The organism is Lacticaseibacillus jixiensis (assembly GCF_042847315.1).
Taxonomy (GTDB): Bacteria; Bacillota; Bacilli; order Lactobacillales; family Lactobacillaceae; genus Lacticaseibacillus; species Lacticaseibacillus jixiensis.
In genome coordinates this window covers 177,789-193,402 of the sequence record NZ_BAAFPR010000003.1, presented here as the reverse complement: position 1 = coordinate 193,402, position 15,614 = coordinate 177,789, and the positions used below count along the sequence as shown (strand labels likewise).

The window sequence follows — 15,614 nt, the reverse complement described above, 5'->3', positions numbered from 1 at the left end:
AATAAGTATATTAATCAAGGAGGATGACTATGACTACTTATGCTATTACCGCCGTCACCGGCCGCTTCGGCCGCGTTGCCGTTAAGGCGTTGAAGGCGCGCTTACAACCAGGTGACGCCTTGATCGCCTTAGCCCGCAACTTGGAGAAGGCTGCCAAGATCGTGCCGGCTGGCGTCACTGTGCGCATCGGCGACTACACCAACCCGCAATCGCTGGCTGAGTCTTTGGCCGGCATCGACCGCTTGTTGTTCATTTCCGGCCAACCTGGCCAAGCCGTTTCTCGCGAACAGCAACACCGCAACGTCATCGACGCTGCCAAAGCCGCTGGTGTGCAATACATCGCCTACACCAGCTTCCCTGACGCCCAGCACAATCCAGCTGCTTTGGCCGCCGATCACAAAGCCACAGAGCTGGCCTTGGCTGCTTCCGGCATCGCCCATAGCAACTTGCGCAACAACTGGTACTTAGAGAACGAACTCAGCACCTTAAAAGCCGGCGCGGCTGGCAAGCCATTCGTTTATGCTGCCGCAGATGGCCAAGCAGGCTGGGCTTTGGAGCGCGAATACGCCGAAGCCGCCGCAATCGTGATGACCACGCCAAACCCTAAAGAAGTTTATGAATTCGCCGGTGCCCCGCACACTTACGCTGATTTGGCCGCAGCCATTGGCGACAACGTCAACGTGCACCAAGTTTCTGACGCCGAATACGCAACAGGCTTAGTCAAAGTCGGCCTGCCCCAATCGGCTGCCGAATTGATCGCCAGTTTTCAAACGCTGATCCGTCAAGGCGGGCTTAAGCCGACCAGCAACGATCTGGCAACTGTCTTAGGCCATCCGCTGGTTGCCTTGCCTGATGCCGTACAGGAAGTCCTTCACCAATAATCAAGCAACAGGTCGCAAAGGCCTGTTTTTTTGTTGCAAGGATGTGATTGACCGACTGTGAGCGAATGCTTAGCCTTATAGTCAATCGGAGGCGGTTGTCGTGCAATTATTCTTTGGTATTTGGGCGCTGATCGGCGCCGCGGGGCTGTGGTATCTCGTTAACCACACGCGCTTGATCGGCGGGTTATTTCTGGTGTTGACCATTCTCGCTTGGGCCGCTGCGCAACCTTGGTGGATCATCGGCTTGCTCGGCGCGGCTGCAGTGTTGACCTTGGCCACCACGCGTTGGTGGGCGACGACGCTAGCCGGTTGCGCCGCATGGCTTGCGGCCTTGATCAGCTTGGTTCATATCGCATGGCAGCTGCCGGTGGTGTGGCTGGTGGTGGCGGGCTGGCTAGTATTGGCGCTGGATTACGGCAGCATGCGCTTTGCCCCGGCTTGGCGGCTTGCTCGCATGGCCCAAGGCCGCTTGGCGCCACCAGCTGGCGCGCAAACCAGCGGCTGTTTAAGCGACGGCACCCGCTACATCCAAAACGTCGTCTATGGTAAGCGGCCTCAAAGTACCTTGGATCTTTACTACCCAGCGCACCCCAATGGCAAAACGGCGCTGCTGGTCCATGGCGGCGGCTTCTTATGGGGCAACTTGCCTAAACCGGAAACGTTAGTCAAAGACGGTCCCGGCACTTATCAGCATCAACTGTTGGCCCATGGCTACACCGTGGCACAAATCGACTACGCCCGCACCCCGCAATCATCGCATCCTGTGGCCTTGCAGCAGCTGGTTGAGGCGGTGCAATTTCTGCAAGCCCACCGGCAAGCTTTGGCAGTGCCGATGGATCAGTTGTTATTTGGTGGCACTAGCGCCGGGGCGAGCTTGGTTGGCCAATTCATCAATGCCCAATGCGATCCGGCTTGGGCCGCGACTTGCGCCATTCCCCAAGTCGTATCACCCACGCAACTGACCGGGGTCATTTTTGCCTCGGGGCTGCTGGATATCAGCCAATTCGGCGTCACGCATGGATTGAAAACTGACTACTTGTTCACGCACATGGGCCGCTTGTACGCCGGTGTCGACGATCTCAAGCACGCCTCAAGCGTGGCGGCGATGGACGTCTTGCCGCGTGTGTCGGCAGCTTGGCCGCCGGTATTCTTGTCTGATGGCAACCACGGCACCTTCTACGATCAAGCCAAGCGCCTGGCGACCAAACTCCAAGCCTTGGCTGTGCCGTGCACCCTGGTTTGGTTTGCGCGCAGTGAAGCACAGCTCGGCCACACCTTTGAAAAAGGCCACACCCCGCAAGCCCAAGCGGTGCGCAAACAGTTAGATGCGTGGCTGAACAAACGCGCCTAAAACATCAAAGCAGCCGTTGCGAGTTCCCGCAACGGCTGCTTTGATGTTGTGTTCAGTTAGCCAATGCGCGCGCTGCGGCGGCTTTGGCATGGATCTCAGTGGTATCAAACACCGGCAAAGCTACATCTTCAGGTTGCACCTGCAGATCCAATTCCGTGCAGCCCAGAATGACGCCTTGTGCGCCTTGGGCCTGCATTTGGGCGATCAGATCCAACAAAGTTTGCTTCGAGGCAGAAACAATTTTACCGGCGCAAAGTTCATCATAAATGATCGAATTGACGACTTCGATCTCGGCGGCATCAGGCGTCAGCACGTCGATGCCGGCAGCGCTGATGCGGTCTTTGTAGAATGCCTGCGTCAGCGTGTACTTAGTGCCAAGCAATCCGACGCGAGTGATGTTGGCTTGGTGCAAAGCAGCGATCGTTGCGTCAGCAATATGCAGCAGCGGCAGCTTAACGGCTTGCGTTAGTTGCGGGGCCACTTTGTGCATCGTGTTGGCGCCAATGATCATGAAATCCGCCCCGGCGGCTTGCAACGCTTGGGCCTGTTCGCTCAGCCAAGCGGCCGCTTGATCCCACTCGCCGCGCTCTTGCAGCGCCGCCAATTCAGCAAAGTCGCCGCTGGTGATCACCATCTTGGCCGAATGCACCCCACCAAGCTTGTGTTGGACGTATTCGTTGATGATCCGATAATAAGTAACGGTACTTTCCCAGCTCATGCCGCCGAGTAACCCAATTGTTTGCATAATCGTGCCTTCTCACGTTTTTGCTTTGATTGTAGCACACCAAAGCGGAGCAGCCCGCACTTAGCGGTGGATATAAGGCGGGATGACAGTTGGGCGCTCTTTGCCCAATTGGCGTCACGGCTTATATCACGCCGCGTTGGGCTGCGCAGCTCGACGATAACCAGAGCGGAGCAAAGCGGTTTTAGGGCGGAGTGTAAGGCAGGATGACGTTTGGGCGTACTTGGCCCAAGCGGCGTCATGACTTACACGCAAGCCCGTTGCTTTGCGCAGCTCGACGATAACCAGAGCGGAGTGGCGCGCTTGAGCGGGTCAGGTAGCCTAACCAGCGTACTTGAGGCGCTCTTTGCCTCGAGTTCGCTGGTGTAGCTAACTGCACCCGCGATGCGCCACGCAGCTCGACGACGACCAGAGCGGAACAAATCGGGTTTAGGGCGGAGTGTAAGGCAGGATGAGGTTGGCTAGAAGCCAATTTGCCAAAGCTGTTATCCGGTGTGTTATACTGTGGTCATCAAATTGGTTCAATGTCATCGTGCCGCACAGTCCGCTAGCTGTGCGGTATTTTCTTGCGAAAAAAAATCCGGCCACCCCTTGCGTGTAAGGAGATGCCCGGTAATATGTTTAAGCATTGGTTTGCAACTGCGCCACGATTTGCGCAAAATGCTGTGCCGCGTCGCGGTCTTTAGGATGCGCCAGCTGCCACTGCAAGGTGGTCACAGCCGCTGCGGCGTAAACCTGCGCCAAGTAGCCTTGACCAAAAGCGCCGGCAAACCACTCATGCAGCTGCTCAGCCAAGTCACCGGCTGGATCATGCACCGCCAAAAGCGCCAACACCCGCTTGGCTTCTGGCGCCAGGCGCGAAACCAGCGGCGTCACATCGTCAAGCTCAAGCGCCGTTTGCTCTGCGACCAATAAATAATGGCCACAAGCACGCTCCAACCAGTCGTTCTTATCCAGATAATATTGGTAATAAGTCGAGCGCGTGATGTTGGCCGCCGAACAAATCATGGTCACATTAATGGCAGCAAAGCCATGGGTGGCCATCAAGGCGTACATGTTGCGATCGATGGCCGCAAGGGTGCGGCGCGTGCGCAGATCAGTCACAATTACCCCTCCTTGAAGATGCTGCTTATAGTGTAGCCTTTTGTGCTATGTTTTGCCAACTATCCTAGCACGCGTATATAATTAAAGCGTTAGGACAATGTCGCTAAGGTCTGGCCTGTATGGCCAAGGAGGTCGCTATGCAATATCCGCAAACCAAGACGATTTTGAACCAGCTAGTCGCCGATCTGTCGCAAATGGCAGCGGTGATCCATCAAACACATTGGTACATGCGCGGTCCGGAATTTCTGTTCCTGCATCCGTTGATGGATGACTATCAAGATGAGATCAATGATCAGCTCGATGAAATCGCAGAACGGCTGATCACCATCGACGGCGCCCCGTATTCGACGTTGGAAGATTTCGCTTCGCACACCGGTATTCAATCCATCCCTGGCAGCTTCGAAGCCAGCATGGAAGAGCGCTTTGCGCACCTGGTTGCCGGCTACCGCCACTTAGAAAAAGTTTACCAAGAAGGCATCGAAACGGCTGGCCAAGAAGGCGACGACTCCACTCAAGACTTATTGATCGCTGGCCACTCCTTGATCGAAAAGCGCATCTGGATGTTGCAAGCCCAACGCGGCCACGCGCCAGAAATCGACGAATAACCATTCATGCTCGCGCCTTTGCCCCTTGCTGCGGGACAAAGGCGTTTTTTTCGTGCATTATAATAACATTGCATTACCATTAACTTATGGCCTAGTGGTGTACAGTGGCGTAGTTGCCGTGATAGCATAACAATATCAGGCACATTGGAGGAAATTATGTCGCGCAAACAACAATGGCTCACCGCCTTGATGATCCTGGTGATCATCGTCATGGGCAGCGGCTGTACAGCAAACCATACAACCAGCACTCGCCAGGCTTCGAGTACAAGCTCGGCCAAAGTCGCCGCTTCAACCAGTCGCAAAGCCAAGGCCAAAGCGGCTGTGATCGATTGGACCAAACCGTCTGAAACCAAGGCCTACCCCACGATCACGACGCAAAACCCCATTACCTTAACTGTCAGTCTCGCCAAGCAGCGCGTTTACATCACCCAACACGATCAGTTGGTGTACACCATGTATTGCTCCACAGGGATGCATGATTCCACGCCGCATGGCACCTTTCACATCATTGACCGCGGTGCGCACTTCTACAATCCGCATGAACGCATGGGTGCCAAGTATTGGACCAGCTTCAAAGACACCACTTACTTATTTCACACCGTGCCTACCGATGAAGCCGGTCACTACATCCGCAAAGAAGCCCAATACCTCGGCAAAAAGCCCAGCTCACACGGCTGCGTACGCCTCAGTATTCCTGATGCGCACTGGATCAACCAGCACGTTCCCAACGGCACCACAGTGATTATTAAATAAATTGTACCAAGCGATGGCCGTCGCTTGGTTTTTTTAGCGCAGCACATGCTCAGCTGCTCGTTAAGTAAACTTTTTACCCTAAATTAGTTAAACTTTTACCAGCACCGTGGTACAATGAATCCGGATACATGGGAGGTGACCATCTGATCGCAACACTCAAAGATATTGCAGAACTCGCGGCTGTGTCTGTCGGCACCGTCAGCCGGGTCTTAAACGGCGACACCACCTTGTCTGTGGCCGCCGACACCCGCCAGCGGATCTTTGCCGCAGCAGAAAGCCTCAATTACACCAAACATCAACGCGCCGCCACCACACCTGCCGGTACCGTGGCGATCCTGCCTTGGGTCAGTGTCGCCGATGAAACCGGCGATTTGTATTACCGCGCCATTCGCTGGGGCGTCGAGAATCAATTGGCCCAAGACGGCTTTGATTTGGTCCGCGTTTTCCCAGGCGACGCCTTGCCTGACGCCGAATCGCTGGTGGGGCTGATCGCCATTGGGAAATATTCGCACAAACAGCTGACGGCTTTTCAAGCGCTGAATTTGCCGTTGGTGGTGATCGATCAAGATGTGCTTGGCGCTGGCGTGAACTGTGTCGTGCCGGACTTCACCGCCCCGTTGACTGCCATTGCGCAGCTGTTTGTGCAAGCCGGCCATCAGCGCATCGGCATGCTGGCCGGGGTAGAAACCACCAGCGACAACTTACCGCTGCACGACTTGCGCCCGGCGTTGTTCTCAAGTGCCGTGGTGGCTGCCGGCGGCCATCAGCCGCAAGTGATCAGTGGGCATTTTACCACCGAAAGCGGCTATCAAACCATGCGCCAATACCTGACGCAAACGCCTGCAGCTAAGCGGCCCAGTGCTTGGTTTGTCGCCAATGACACCATGGCTATTGGCGCGATCAAGGCCTTGCAAGAACAAGGCTTAAGCGTGCCTGAGCAGGTACGCGTCATTGGCTTTAATGACTTAGCCGTGGGCCGCTATTTGACTCCGGCATTAAGCACCGTACATGTGGCCACACAAGAAATGGGCCAAGCGGCGGTGCATTTATTGAAGGATATCATTGGCCGAGTTTACACTCAGCCGTTGAAGTTGACTATCGCTAGTACATTGCAGCTTCGCCAAAGTTAAAGGAGAGTTACTTTATGGATACCACGCAATTGACTACCGGCTTCACTAAGACATTCAACACCGCCCCGACGGCGACCTTCTTCGCCCCTGGCCGCATTAACTTGATCGGTGAGCACACCGACTACAATGGCGGCCACGTTTTCCCTTGTGCGATTTCACTAGGCACTTACGCTTGTGTCGGCGCCAACGACGCCAACGCCTTGCGCCTGTATTCCGCAAACTTCGCACAAAATGGCATCATCGAAATCCCGTTAAGTGAACTGGATACCCCTAAAGCCGGCCGCTGGAGCGATTATTTCCAAGGCATGGCCCGCGTGCTGTTGCAAAACGGCGCGGTATTAGACCACGGCTTAAACATCTACATCTATGGCAACTTACCTAATGGTGCCGGGCTGTCGTCTTCGGCCTCTTTGGAATTATTGGCTGGCTCGATCCTGAAAGCCGAGTTCAACTTGGCCTTCTCGATGCTGGACTTGATCAAGTTCGGCCGCACTGTCGAGAATGACTACATCGGCGTCAACTCCGGGATCATGGATCAATTTGCCATTGGCATGGGCCAAGCCGATCGCGCCACTTTCATGGACACCAACACCTTGGAATACGAATCAGTGCCGGTGGCTTTAGGTGATAACGTGATCTTGATCATGAACACCAACAAGCGCCGCGAACTGGCTGATTCCAAGTACAACGAACGCCGCGCCGAATGTGAAGAAGCCTTGCGCCGCTTGCAAACCAAGCTGGACATTCAGTCTTTAGGCGACTTGGATGAAGACACATTCGATCAAAACAGCTACTTGATCTACGACGCGACTTTGATCCGCCGCGCCCGCCATGCCGTGTGGGAGAACCAGCGCACCTTGAAAGCCGTCACCGCCTTAAAAGCCGGCGACTTGACCACCTTCTCCCATTTGGTATCCGCTTCTGGTGTCAGCTTGGCATATGACTATGAAGTCACCGGGGTGGAACTGGACACCTTGGTCCAAACCGCCTTGCAACAACCTGGCGTCTTAGGGGCGCGCATGACTGGCGCCGGCTTTGGCGGCTGCGCCATTGCCATTGTCAACAAAGCCAACGTTGACGCGGTTAAACAAGCCGTTGGTGCAGCTTACAAGCAAGCGATCGGTTACGATGCAGACTTTTACGTCGCAGAAATCGCTGATGGCCCTAAGCAGTTAGCTTAATTCGTTAATTAATACCTGTTGTTTCATCCCCATTCCCAGAAAGGAAGTTATTCTTTAATGACAATTGCAGTTCTTGGTGGCGCCGGTTATATCGGCAGCCACACCGTAGCCCAACTGGTTAAAGCTGGCCAAGACGTTGTGGTTTTAGACAACCTCATCACCGGCCATCGCCGCGCCGTGGATCCTAAAGCGCGCTTTTATCAAGGCGACATTCGCGACTACCACTTCTTAAGCCAAGTCTTCTCCCAAGAAAAAATTGACGGGATCATTCACTTCGCCGCCTTCTCCATTGTGCCGGAATCGATGAAAGATCCGCTGAAGTACTTCGACAACAACACCGGCGGCATGATCACCTTGCTGGAAGCCATGCATCAATTCGGCATTAACAAAATCGTCTTCTCTTCCACTGCCGCCACTTACGGCGAACCAAAGACGGTGCCGATCAAAGAATCCGATCCACAAGTCCCAACCAACCCTTATGGCGAATCCAAGCTGGCCATGGAGAAGATCATCAAGTGGGCTGATGTCGCTTATGGCATTAAGTTCGTGGCGCTGCGCTACTTTAACGTCGCCGGCGCCATGCCTGATGGCTCAATTGGCGAAGATCACCATCCAGAAACCCATTTGATCCCGATCATCTTGCAAGCCGCTGCCGGCACTCGCGACAACTTGCAGATCTTCGGCGACGACTACCCGACCAAAGACGGCACCAACGTCCGCGATTACGTGCATGTGGTGGACTTGGCCGACGCGCATATCTTGGCGATGCAATACCTTGATGCCGGCAACGCGTCTGACGCCTTCAACTTAGGCTCTGCCACCGGCTTCTCGAACTTAGAGATCTTAAACGCCGCGCGCAAAGTCACCGGCCAACCGATCCCCGCTAAGATCGGCCCGCGGCGCCCAGGCGATCCGTCCACGCTGATCGCCGCCAGCGACAAGGCCCGCAAGATCTTAGGCTGGCAGCCGAAGTTTGATAATGTGGAACAAGTCATTGCCACAGCTTGGAACTGGCATCAAAGTCATCCAGAAGGGTTCGGCGATAAGTAAAATGAATGCAATCCAAGCTCACGTTGATTACTGCTTACAACTTAATGCTGCCTTGACGCCGCTGGATCGCATTTACTTGACTAACCGCGTGCGCAACCTGGTCGGCGACGCCGCTGAAACCGTACCGGCAGCCCAAGACCCATTGGCTAACCTCGACGCCTTGGTGCAAGCCGCTTGTGATAACGGTGCAATCGAAGACTTATTGCCGCGCCGCCAAATCCTGGAAGCGGAGCTGATGGCTTTAGGCACCCCGACGCCTAGTGTCGCCAACGCTCATTTCTGGCAGTTATATCAAGCCGCGCCTAAAGCTGCCACCGACTGGTTCTTCAACTTGTCGCGGGCCAACAACTACATTCAAACCCGCGCCATCGCCAAGAACATCGCCTTCACCACGCCAACTGACTATGGCGACTTGGAAATCACCATCAACTTATCCAAGCCGGAGAAAGACCCTAAAGCTATTGCCGCAGCCGCCAAAGCCGCTAAATCCGGCTACCCGGCTTGTCAATTATGCATGGAGAATGAAGGCTATGCCGGCCGCTTGGATTACCCGGCGCGCGCCAACCACCGCATCATCCGCTTCTCCTTGGCTGGACGCACTTGGGGCTTTCAGTATTCGCCTTATGCATATTTCAATGAGCATGCGATTTTCCTAGACGCGGTGCATGAACCGATGCATATCAACGCCCAGACTTTCGCCAACTTATTGGATCTGGTGACGATGTTCCCGCATTATTTTGTCGGGTCCAATGCAGATCTGCCGATCGTTGGCGGCTCGATGCTGGCGCATGAACACTACCAAGGCGGGCGTCACACCTTCGCCATGGCCAAAGCGCCGATCGCACACGATTTTGCCTTAGCTGACTACCCAGCGGTGCAAGCCGGGATCGTGCATTGGCCGATGAGCGTGATCCGCTTAACAGCTGATGACCGCACGCAATTGGTTCACGCTGCCGAACACATCCGCGCCGCATGGGCCAAATATTCTGATCCTGCCGTGCAAATCAAAGCCGTGGCTGCTGATGGCACCTTGCATCACACCATTACCCCGATCGCCCGGCGGGTTGGCGACGCATATCAATTGGATCTGGTGTTGCGCGATAACCAAACTTCTGCCGAGTATCCTGACGGCATTTTCCATCCGCATCAAGACGTACAGCACATCAAGAAGGAAAATATCGGCTTGATCGAAGTCATGGGCCTGGCGATCTTGCCGGCGCGCCTGTTGCAAGAACTGGCTGAAGTGCGCAAGTACCTGCTGGATCAGCCTAACCACATCGCCGCCATGCATCAGCCTTGGGCCGACCAGCTCAAAGCCAGCCAAACTTGGCAAGCAGCCACCGCTGAAGCACAGCTGCGCCAAGCCGTGGGCCGCGTGTTCGCTCGGGTGTTAGAAGACGCCGGGGTGTTCAAACAAACGCCAGCCGGTCAGGCCGCGTTTGCCCGCTTTATTGAAACCCTATAGTTCAAACAGGCGCCGTCATCAGCATGAAGCTGGTGGCGGCGCCTGTTTTCGTGTGGTTTGGCAGACATGATCAAATTGTTTCACGTGAAACAATTGGCCTCATCTCAGTTATACCAAGGGTTTGCTGGCAAGCCAAGCAACTAATCCAGCGGCAGCAACAAAGCTTGCCCGTCGATCATCACCCGCAACCCTTGGTGCGTTTCAGTTAGCGTCACCGCCACTTGTGGCAAGTCCCCTTGTGGCACCGCGCTTACCACGCAGCCTAACACATGCCGGCCTGCTGGCAAAGTCGCCACCAAAGCCGGTACGGCGTTCTTCTCTGCGTTGTACAAATTGGTATTCGGCCCTTGAGTGATCATCTGCGGCGTCCGCTGGTCCAAGCGTTGGATCATGCTTTGCCCATAGGCATTAGTTAAACAACAGCTTGTCGCAGTAACCAATGGCTGATGATATTTGCGATTGTAATCCGCTAAAGGAAAACCGCCTTCTGCCGTATCAAGCGCTTGCGGCGTCTTGATGATATGAATGCGGATATGCACCGCAGCCGCCACCGGGATGAGATAGGTGATGACGCGCACCCCCAGCGGCGCCTGCCACCAAGCGATGCTATAGCGCGCATGCTGGATGGAATCGGTGATCGCGCCGCGCGTTTGCCATAAGTTACTGCCTGCTGGTGCCAGCAGCAGCGTTGAATCCACCGCCTGGGCCCCTAAACTGTCACCAGCACGGCCAATGTTGAACCCAAAGTACGAATTATACGCAAACTTGGTGTACTTCTCACGCCAATGGTACAAGTCGCCGTTAGCCGCATACTGTTTGCTGGACAACAAGGTCGTTTGCGCCGGCGATTGCTGCACCAACATCCCGGCTTCGCGCTGATCAGCGGCAACGCAGCTGGGCAGCGCTTCTTCCGGCACTTGCCAAAAAGCCGCATCAGCATCCAATGCCAACAAGATCAACGCCTTAAACGCCCACATTGGCGAGCCAGGTGCATTATAGTCTTCGCTCATCAACTGTTGGGCATATCCATAGCCGATCGATAGGTTATGCGTCCCTGGCGTGATGATCGGCTGCTGCTGCCACCAGCGCAAATGACGCAAAATCAGCCCGCGGCACTGCCCCAACGATAACGCAGTTTGCCGATAAGCACCTGTCGTGACTAGTGCAGAGAAGAATGCCACATGTGCGAAGCGATACGTCAAGCTGCGCCCAAATGGCACCGAACGACCGCTGCCATCAAACCAACCCACAAACTGCGGTGCAAACTCAGCTGCGCGTTGAATAAACCGCGCCCCATCTGCTGGTACCATGCTAGCATACAACAACCCGTAGAAGTGAAAGGCAAACGGCACATAATAGTCACTTTGCGCCGTGTCGCCATCACGATACCAGCCGTGACCTAAATACATCTGGTCAATTTGCTGCAATGCCCAGGTGGCTTTTGCCATATCGCAAGGCTTACCACAATGAGCCAAGCCGGTATTGACCAACACCAAGAAGAAATACCAATTCCCTTTAGGCAGTTGGATTTGATTGATCCCGGTTAGCCACTGGCAGAAATAGTCGGCATCTGCCGGCGCAAACCAGTCCAAGAAGCGCTGACCGTATATGCCTAGCGCATAACCGATCACGCCTAACTCCACGGCGATTTGACGATTATTGGTGGTTAATTCAGGCAAGCGGCGCTGGGTAACCATTGCCACAAAGCGCTGCTTGGCCGCGGCTTCCACCGCCGTTAATGGCGTCTTCCCACAAGCCAGCGGCACCAAAGCCCATAGCGGCCGACATACCGCCTCAAATTCCCGAATCGACGCCAAATACGCACCGCCGGCTTGCGTAAGATAGGCCTGATCCGTTGGCAACATGGTATCCAACCAATTTCTTAAATCCGCTTTAGTCTTGAGCATCACTGGCCTCCAAATATAGTGCACAAGCCGTCCATGGCAACGCCGCAAAGCAAAAGCCAGTGGCGGTTTGGCTCACCGAAGCCGAGCTGCCAAAGGTCGCTTTTACCTGCCAGTGTTGATGATCTATTGCAACGCTTAGCGGCGTATCCACCCCGCCGAAACGATGATAAACCAGCACCTGTTGCGTCTTAGTTGCCCGCCTGATCACCTGCGCGCCAGTTGGCTGCTGATAGCTTAAAGGCGCTTGACCATAGCGTGTTGATACCCCGTTTCTAAGCAGCGCTGGCAAGTGCTGATAAAAGGCGATCGCCGCATCCACCACCGCCCATTGCGCCGGCGTCAAGGCCGCCACATCCCCAGACAAACACATCCGCCCCAGAAACGTCGCCGCCAAACTGTAACTCAAGCGCTGGGTGTCATCTTTGGCGCGCAGCACCGCCCAGATCTGGGCTTGTTGCGGCAGCATCAGCGCATGCAGCTGGCCTGCGATCAACGGCAGGCACACTGCTTCATGTGCATCGGAAAAAGACGCCATATCGCTGCGATCCAGCCATGATGCCTCCAGCCGATGGCCGCCTGAAGCACAAGTTTCGATCACCAATTCCGGCATTGCTTCACGCAGCCGATCCACAAAAGCTTGTGCGGCCAGTCCTTGCTGGCGCAAGCCTTCACCAAGGCTGTCTGCACCATCACAACCAACGCCAATATTGTCGTTGTAATCCACTTTAAGGTAACCAAATCCGCAGCGCTGCAACAAGCCCAAGACTTGCTCGTGCAAATAAGCTTGCACCCAAGGATCAGTCATATCCCAAAAGCGCCGCGTGCCCGCTTGGATCACTTGGCCATTCTTATGTAAGAGATGCGCGACTTGCAAATTGGCGTCAGCGTCTTTGCCCACGGTTTCCGGCTCAAACCACAACCCTGGCACCAGCCCCGCTGCTCGGATCTGCTGGCATAACGCTTGCAAGCCATCAGGAAATTGCGTCGCGTTGACTTGCCAATCGCCGACGTTAGCTTCCCAAGCCCCTGCAGCATTGGCATACCAGCCGGCATCGATCACCACATAGCGCACACCATGTGCCGCCAATAATGGCAACACTTTTGTTAACGCCGCTTGCGTGGGGTGACCCCATGACGCGCAGAACTCGTTATAGATAATGGGCAGCGATTCGCCATCCTCAAGGTGGCGCGCCTGCAATTTAAGCTGAGTCAGCTTAGGCAGTGCCTGGCTGACTTGCGCCACGCTGCCGACGCCGACTGCCACACGTGCTTCTGGTGTGACAAAAGCAGCGCCAGGCTTGAGCAGATAATGCCAATGACCATACTCAGCATCAGCCAAGCCCCCGCACAACACCAAATCATCTTGTTTGCGAAACGCCTCGATTTGCCAAGACGTCGGCGTGCTTAATTGCACGGCCCAAGCCACTTGATGCCGGCGATCAAGCACCCCCACATACGGGAAAAAGCCGCGCACCGGCATGGAACCGATTTGACCAAAGCGCACCGTACTGGCCCCAGACGGCTTCCAGCTCGGCTCTAAGCCCAGTGCTTCAATTGGCGCCGTTTGCAAACGGGCTTCTTGGGCCCACTTGCTGGCATACCGGGTCATCAGCAAATCGCCTGGCTGGTTGTGGTCTTGCAAAGGCGACAAGCGGCTGAGACAGAAACTGTCCAGGTGTTCGATCACAACTGATTTAGCGCCGTGATTAACCACACGCACCGCCACCGTCAGCGCCTGTTGGCCTGTGATACTAGTGACGATATGCTGGATCGTCAGTCCGCAAGGCCCGCTTAAAGTGGTGATCACCTGGCGCCGGTCGGCTGTGTCTTGCACTTGCTGATCCACGTAACGCAATTGCGTGGTGGTTTGGCTGTTGTGCATACTCATGCCATTCAAGAAGCCTTTGGCCGCAGCATCCCCGCGCAAGGCGATTTGCACCAGTGAATCAACTGGTTGACTGCGCGTTGCAATTTGATCAGCCAGCGCTTTGGGTACCAACGTCCAGCCGACTTGTTGGGTTGTTTGGTCAATGCCATAGCCCACCAGCGTTTCGTTAAGTTCAAGCCAATGCCACTTTGTCGTCATCAATGCCTCCATCATTTAGATACAGCAACAGCCGAAGCAAGTGCTTCGGCCCGTGTCGGTTATACGTTGGTCCTGCGCACATGGGCGGCGGCGATGCCTGCTTCTTGGCGGTACTTGGCTACGGTGCGCCGGGCCACGGTGAATCCTTGTGCCACCAATGCTTTGGCCAAAGCCGCATCGCTAAGGGGATGCGCGGTGTCTTCTTGCGCCACCAATTTTCTTAAAGCCGCGATCAGCTGGGCAGTAGAACGCTGCTGGCCGCCAGCGGCCGGACTGTAGCGGGAGAAGAACATTTTCAATGGGAAAACGCCATGATCCGTCTGCAGGTATTTGCCATTGATCGCCCGCGACACCGTGGACTCTGATAACTGCAGGCGCTGGGCAATGTCGCGCAGCAACAGCGGCGCAAGCGGCGTGGCAGGATCTTGTAAGAAAGCAAATTGGGCGTGCACCAATTCCCGGCCGATCATCATCAAGGTGTCTTGACGCCGCTGCATGGCATAAGCCAGCGATTGATATTGATCGTGCTTTTGCCGGATGTAATGGCGCACCTCGGCGTCGGTGGACGCTTTGAGCTGCGTATAGGTTTCCTGAGCAAAAATCAACTCCGGCTGACCGCGGCGATTGATGCGCAAGCTGGCCTTGCCGGCTTTGATCGTCACGCGCAATTCCGGTACCACATATTCGGTTTGCGTATGGTTATACGGCAAACCCGGATCTGCTGATAACGTCTGAATATAGGCCAAACACGCCTCAAGTTCGGCTGAATTGAGCTGAAGCGCCTGCTTGATCGCGTCATAACGATGCGCAACCAAATCATCAAAGTGGTCCTCAAGCAGATCCAACACGCCTTCTGGTACGGCATCCGGGTCTTGTTCAGCTTGCAAATATAAACATTCTTGTAAGTTGCGGGCACCAACCCCTGGCGGATCCAGGCGCTGCAGCAGCGTCAGCGCATCCAGAAACATCACGGAATCGATTTGCAGCTCTCGACAAATTGCAGCTTCATCACTTTGCAAATAACCGCGCGGATCCAACTGCTGGATCAAATAAATCACCAACGCCCGCAGCGGGGTTTTGCGCATGGTCAATTGCACCTGCTCCAATAGATAATCAAACAACGACGCATGCGGGTCTTTAAGCGGGCTGTCGCTAGTTGGCGTGCCAGCCGGGATGCCTGGGGCACTAAGGCGGGTGCGCACGTCGATCAATGGGTTCTCTAAGGCGACTTCTTGCAAATAGGCAGTGAGATCGATTGCATCCAGCTGCAACATCAAGATCGACTGACGCATGCCTTGTGATAACTTCAGCGTCTGGTTTTGACTCTGATTCAGTTGGAACCCGAGCTCTTGCCCCATG

13 protein-coding genes are annotated in these 15,614 nt (G+C 55.1%); 8 read left to right on the top strand and 5 right to left on the bottom strand.

Features of this window, described 5'->3' with window-relative positions; translation table 11 throughout:
* Window positions 1-29 precede the first annotated feature (29 nt).
* Together ACGG90_RS03270 and ACGG90_RS03265 are read left to right on the top strand one after the other, a co-directional pair.
* On the top strand, window positions 30-881 hold the full coding sequence (locus tag ACGG90_RS03270; RefSeq protein WP_390405811.1) for an NAD(P)H-binding protein: 852 nt from the start codon (window positions 30-32) through the stop codon (window positions 879-881).
* A gap of 100 nt (window positions 882-981) precedes the next feature.
* The gene (locus ACGG90_RS03265) at window positions 982-2,232 is read left to right on the top strand and encodes an alpha/beta hydrolase (protein ID WP_390405809.1); all 1,251 of its coding nucleotides are present in this window, start codon (window positions 982-984) and stop codon (window positions 2,230-2,232) included.
* 52 nt (window positions 2,233-2,284) lie between these two features.
* On the opposite strand, the gene ACGG90_RS03260 is transcribed toward ACGG90_RS03265, so the two are convergent.
* Complete coding sequence (locus ACGG90_RS03260) at window positions 2,285-2,977, bottom strand: aspartate/glutamate racemase family protein (RefSeq protein WP_390405807.1); 693 nt, start codon at window positions 2,975-2,977, stop codon at window positions 2,285-2,287.
* Window positions 2,978-3,595: 618 nt separating this feature from the next.
* Entirely contained in the window at window positions 3,596-4,078 is a 483-nt protein-coding gene (locus tag ACGG90_RS03255) for a TetR/AcrR family transcriptional regulator (RefSeq protein WP_390405804.1), read from the bottom strand.
* Window positions 4,079-4,215: 137 nt separating this feature from the next.
* Between ACGG90_RS03255 and ACGG90_RS03250 the strand changes: the two genes are divergently transcribed.
* The 6 genes from ACGG90_RS03250 (at window position 4,216) to ACGG90_RS03225 (ending at window position 10,262) form a co-directional block, all read left to right on the top strand.
* Window positions 4,216-4,683, top strand: a complete 468-nt coding sequence (locus ACGG90_RS03250) for a Dps family protein (protein WP_390405802.1) — start codon at window positions 4,216-4,218, stop codon at window positions 4,681-4,683.
* Between the two features lie 156 nt (window positions 4,684-4,839).
* The gene (locus tag ACGG90_RS03245; protein WP_390405800.1) at window positions 4,840-5,436 is read left to right on the top strand and encodes a L,D-transpeptidase; all 597 of its coding nucleotides are present in this window, start codon (window positions 4,840-4,842) and stop codon (window positions 5,434-5,436) included.
* A 128-nt stretch (window positions 5,437-5,564) separates the two neighbouring features.
* Window positions 5,565-6,566, top strand: coding sequence for a LacI family DNA-binding transcriptional regulator (locus tag ACGG90_RS03240; protein ID WP_390405797.1), 1,002 nt, complete (start codon window positions 5,565-5,567; stop codon window positions 6,564-6,566).
* 14 nt (window positions 6,567-6,580) lie between these two features.
* Window positions 6,581-7,747, top strand: coding sequence for a galactokinase (locus ACGG90_RS03235; RefSeq protein ID WP_390405794.1), 1,167 nt, complete (start codon window positions 6,581-6,583; stop codon window positions 7,745-7,747).
* 57 nt (window positions 7,748-7,804) lie between these two features.
* The gene (galE, locus tag ACGG90_RS03230; RefSeq protein WP_390405791.1) at window positions 7,805-8,797 is read left to right on the top strand and encodes a UDP-glucose 4-epimerase GalE; all 993 of its coding nucleotides are present in this window, start codon (window positions 7,805-7,807) and stop codon (window positions 8,795-8,797) included.
* 1 nt (window position 8,798) lies between these two features.
* Window positions 8,799-10,262, top strand: coding sequence for a UDP-glucose--hexose-1-phosphate uridylyltransferase (locus ACGG90_RS03225; protein ID WP_390405789.1), 1,464 nt, complete (start codon window positions 8,799-8,801; stop codon window positions 10,260-10,262).
* 140 nt (window positions 10,263-10,402) lie between these two features.
* Here ACGG90_RS03225 and ACGG90_RS03220 read toward each other — a convergent pair whose 3' ends face one another.
* From ACGG90_RS03220 to rpoN, 3 genes are read right to left on the bottom strand one after another with little or no spacing between them, the layout of a single operon-like run.
* Window positions 10,403-12,169, bottom strand: coding sequence for a DUF2264 domain-containing protein (locus ACGG90_RS03220; protein ID WP_390405787.1), 1,767 nt, complete (start codon window positions 12,167-12,169; stop codon window positions 10,403-10,405).
* Window positions 12,156-14,255, bottom strand: coding sequence for an alpha-galactosidase (locus ACGG90_RS03215; protein ID WP_390405785.1), 2,100 nt, complete (start codon window positions 14,253-14,255; stop codon window positions 12,156-12,158). The genes ACGG90_RS03220 and ACGG90_RS03215 overlap by 14 nt, the downstream gene beginning before the upstream one ends.
* A gap of 59 nt (window positions 14,256-14,314) precedes the next feature.
* Window positions 14,315-15,613, bottom strand: a complete 1,299-nt coding sequence (gene rpoN / locus ACGG90_RS03210; RefSeq protein ID WP_390405782.1) for an RNA polymerase factor sigma-54 — start codon at window positions 15,611-15,613, stop codon at window positions 14,315-14,317.
* Window position 15,614: the final 1 nt, after the last annotated feature.